The organism is Pseudomonas mandelii (assembly GCF_002251635.1).
GTDB lineage: Bacteria > Pseudomonadota > Gammaproteobacteria > Pseudomonadales > Pseudomonadaceae > Aquipseudomonas > Aquipseudomonas mandelii_B.
In genome coordinates this window covers 1-3,269 of sequence record NZ_NMOJ01000222.1, presented here as the reverse complement: position 1 = coordinate 3,269, position 3,269 = coordinate 1, and the positions used below count along the sequence as shown (strand labels likewise).

The 3,269-nt window shown below is 60.2% G+C and carries 3 protein-coding genes; 2 read left to right on the top strand and 1 reads right to left on the bottom strand.

Going from position 1 to position 3,269, the window contains the following annotated elements; translation table 11 throughout:
* Window positions 1-15 precede the first annotated feature (15 nt).
* Together B7L09_RS27045 and pabB are read left to right on the top strand one after the other, a co-directional pair.
* Window positions 16-1,002, top strand: a complete 987-nt coding sequence (locus B7L09_RS27045; RefSeq protein ID WP_094471436.1) for an alpha-L-glutamate ligase-like protein — start codon at window positions 16-18, stop codon at window positions 1,000-1,002.
* A 235-nt stretch (window positions 1,003-1,237) separates the two neighbouring features.
* Complete coding sequence (gene pabB, locus B7L09_RS27040) at window positions 1,238-2,575, top strand: aminodeoxychorismate synthase component I (RefSeq protein WP_094471435.1); 1,338 nt, start codon at window positions 1,238-1,240, stop codon at window positions 2,573-2,575.
* 49 nt (window positions 2,576-2,624) lie between these two features.
* On the opposite strand, the gene thrH is transcribed toward pabB, so the two are convergent.
* On the bottom strand, window positions 2,625-3,242 hold the full coding sequence (gene thrH / locus B7L09_RS27035) for a bifunctional phosphoserine phosphatase/homoserine phosphotransferase ThrH (RefSeq protein WP_094471434.1): 618 nt from the start codon (window positions 3,240-3,242) through the stop codon (window positions 2,625-2,627).
* Window positions 3,243-3,269 lie beyond the last annotated feature (27 nt).

The following is a 3,269-nucleotide window of genomic DNA, read 5'->3' as shown; positions in this document are numbered from 1 at the left end:
CAAGGCTGACTCGTAATGTTCGGCTTCTGGAAGACCTGGAAGGCCCTCGAAGCGCGGGGGATCATGGGCATCAACCGGCGTAATGCCGACTACGTGCTCAAGTACAACAAGCGCAGCCTGTACCCGATTGTGGATGACAAGATCATCACCAAGGAGCGGGCGATTGCCGCCGGCATCCATGTGCCGGAAATGTACGGGGTCATTTCCACCGAGAAGGAAATCGACAAGCTCGACGAGATCATCGGCGGGCGCAGTGACTTTGTGATCAAACCGGCCCAGGGCGCCGGCGGCGATGGCATCCTGGTGGTGGCCGACCGTTTTGAAGGGCGCTATCGCACCGTGTCCGGCAAGATCATCAGCCATGAAGAAATCGAGCACCAGATTTCCAGCATCCTCACCGGTTTGTATTCCCTGGGCGGCCACCGCGACCGTGCGCTGATCGAATACCGCGTGGTGCCCGACCAGATCTTCAAGAGCATCAGCTACGAAGGCGTGCCGGATATCCGCATCATCGTGTTGATGGGCTACCCGGTGATGGCCATGCTGCGCCTGCCGACCCGGCAGTCCGGCGGCAAGGCCAACCTGCACCAGGGTGCGATTGGCGTGGGTGTGGACCTGGCCACCGGCCTGACCCTGCGCGGCACCTGGCTGAACAACATCATCACCAAACATCCCGACACCACCAACGCAGTGGACGGCGTGCAACTGCCCTACTGGGACGGTTTCATGAAACTCGCTGCCGGTTGTTATGAGCTGTGCGGGCTGGGCTATATCGGCGTGGACATGGTGCTGGACCAGGAAAAAGGCCCGCTGATCCTCGAACTGAATGCACGGCCGGGGCTGAATATCCAGATTGCCAACGATTGCGGCCTGACGCTGCGCACCCATGCGGTTGAAGCGCGGTTGGAAGAGTTGAAGGCTCGCGGGGTTGTTGAGACGGTTCAGGAGCGGGTTGAGTTTGTCCAGGAGATGTTTGGGCATATTCCTGCGGTTGAGGGTTGATCCGATACTGAGTTGCTGCCATCGCGGGCAAGCCCGCTCCCACAGGGATTGTGCAAAACTTGTGGGAGGGATTGTGCAAAACTTGTGGGAGCGGGCTTGCCCGCGAAGACTGACTAGCAGCACCAAACCTCTCAACTCTGCCCCCAATCTACCAATCCCCGACATCCCCTCTAGGAGCAAATCCTGCAGAGGACTACAATCGCCCCCCCGCCTCGATGGCTGATCTGCCCCGCCCATGTTGACCTGTTCCGTACACCCGCTGCCCTATCGCGCCAACCCCGCCGACTACTTCGCGGCGATTCGTCTTGCTCCCGGTGCCGTGCTGCTCGACAGCGGCCGGCCCACCGCTGATCGCGGGCGTTATGACCTGCTCAGCGCCTGGCCGCTGGAGCAAATAGCGGTATTGCCTGACGAAAGTGGCAGCGATTTCCTGCAACGCCTTCGCGACCATCTGGCACGACTGGGTGAAGCAGCGGTTCCCGATGAACTGCCGTTCGCCGGCGGCCTGATCGGTTATCTGAGTTATGACTTCGGACGGCATCTTGAACACCTGCCGAGCCAGGCGCAGGACGACCTGCAATTGCCGGATGCGCGTTTCGGGCTGTACGACTGGGCATTGATCAGCGATCACCACCTGGCCACCAGTCAATTGGTGTTCCACCCGACACTGATCGACAGCGAGCGCCAGCGCCTGATCGCCTTGTTCAGTCAGCCTGCGGTTGAACCGATCGAGCCGTTCAAATTGAAAGCCCCGATGAAAGCCGACCTGAGCGCTGACGAGTATCGCCAAGCGCTTGAGCGCATTCAGCAGTACATCCAGGCCGGCGATTGCTACCAGGTCAACTTCGCCCAGCGCTTTCGTGCGCAATGTGTGGGTGATCCGTGGGCCGCGTATGTCGCGCTGCGGGCCGCGTGCCCGACACCGTTTTCCGGTTTCCAGAGCTTGCCCGACGGCGGCGCGGTGTTGAGCCTGTCCCCTGAGCGCTTCGTCAAAGTCAGTGAACGTCATGTGGAAACCCGCCCGATCAAAGGCACCCGCCCGCGCGGCCTGACGGCTGCCGAAGACGCNGCNNACGCCGCCGAACTGCTGGCCAGCCCCAAGGATCGCGCCGAAAACCTGATGATCGTCGACCTGCTGCGCAACGACCTCGGTCGCACCTGCCGCANCGGCTCGGTGNGGGTGCCGGAGTTGTTCAGTCTGGAAAGCTATCCGAATGTGCATCACCTGGTGAGCAGCGTGACCGGCGAACTGGCGGATGACCGGGATGCCCTGGACCTGATCGCCGGCAGTTTCCCGGGCGGATCGATCACCGGTGCGCCGAAGATCCGCGCGATGCAGATCATTGACGAGCTGGAGCCGACGCGACGCGGCTTGTACTGCGGCTCGCTGGTGTACCTGGACGTACGCGGCGAGATGGACAGCTCCATCGCGATTCGCAGTTTGTTGGTCAAGGATGGGCAGGTGTGCTGCTGGGGCGGCGGCGGGATCGTGGCGGACTCGGAGTGGCAGGCCGAATATCAGGAGTCGATTACCAAGGTTAAGGTCCTGCTCGATACCCTGCAAAACCTTTGATTCCGGGCTTTTGTGGCGATCCGACAAGCTCCCTCGCCACAGGTTGTTCTTACAGACTTAGGGCGCGGTTGGAAGCCTTGATGAACTCCTGCTTCAAGTCCTCAAAAGTATGTACCGCCGGGAATTGCGGNAACTCGCGAATCACATTCTCCGGCGCATGGAACAGAATCCCACGGTCAGCTTCGCCGAGCATGGTGGTGTCGTTGTAGGAATCCCCTGCCGCAATCACCCGGTAGTAAAGGCTCTTGAACGCCAGAACCGACTGGCGCTTCGGATCTTTCTGACGCAACTGATAGCTCGTCACCCGTCCNGTCTCATCGGTAATCAACCGATGGCACAGCAAGGTCGGGAAGCCGAGTTGGCGCATCAGCGGTTGGGAGAATTCGTAGAAGGTGTCTGACAAAATCACCACCTGNAACCGCTCGCGCAGCCAGTTGACGAACTCGATGGCACCGTCCAGCGGCTTGAGGGTGGCGATCACTTCCTGGATATCGGCGAGCTTGAGCCCGTGTTCGTCGAGGATGCGCAGGCGTTGCTTCATCAGCACGTCGTAGTCGGGAATATCCCGGGTGGTGGCCCGCAAGGATTCAATACCGGTTTTTTCAGCGAAGGCGATCCAGATTTCCGGAACCAGCACCCCTTCCAGGTCGAGACAGGCAATTTCCACAACACACNCCCATTTNTATTNATTATT

What these genes read in the sequence shown, in the direction of transcription:
- B7L09_RS27045 (WP_094471436.1), top strand. Translation starts at nt 16, where the DNA reads ATGTTCGGCTTCTGGAAGACCTGGAAGGCCCTCGAAGCGCGGGGGATC.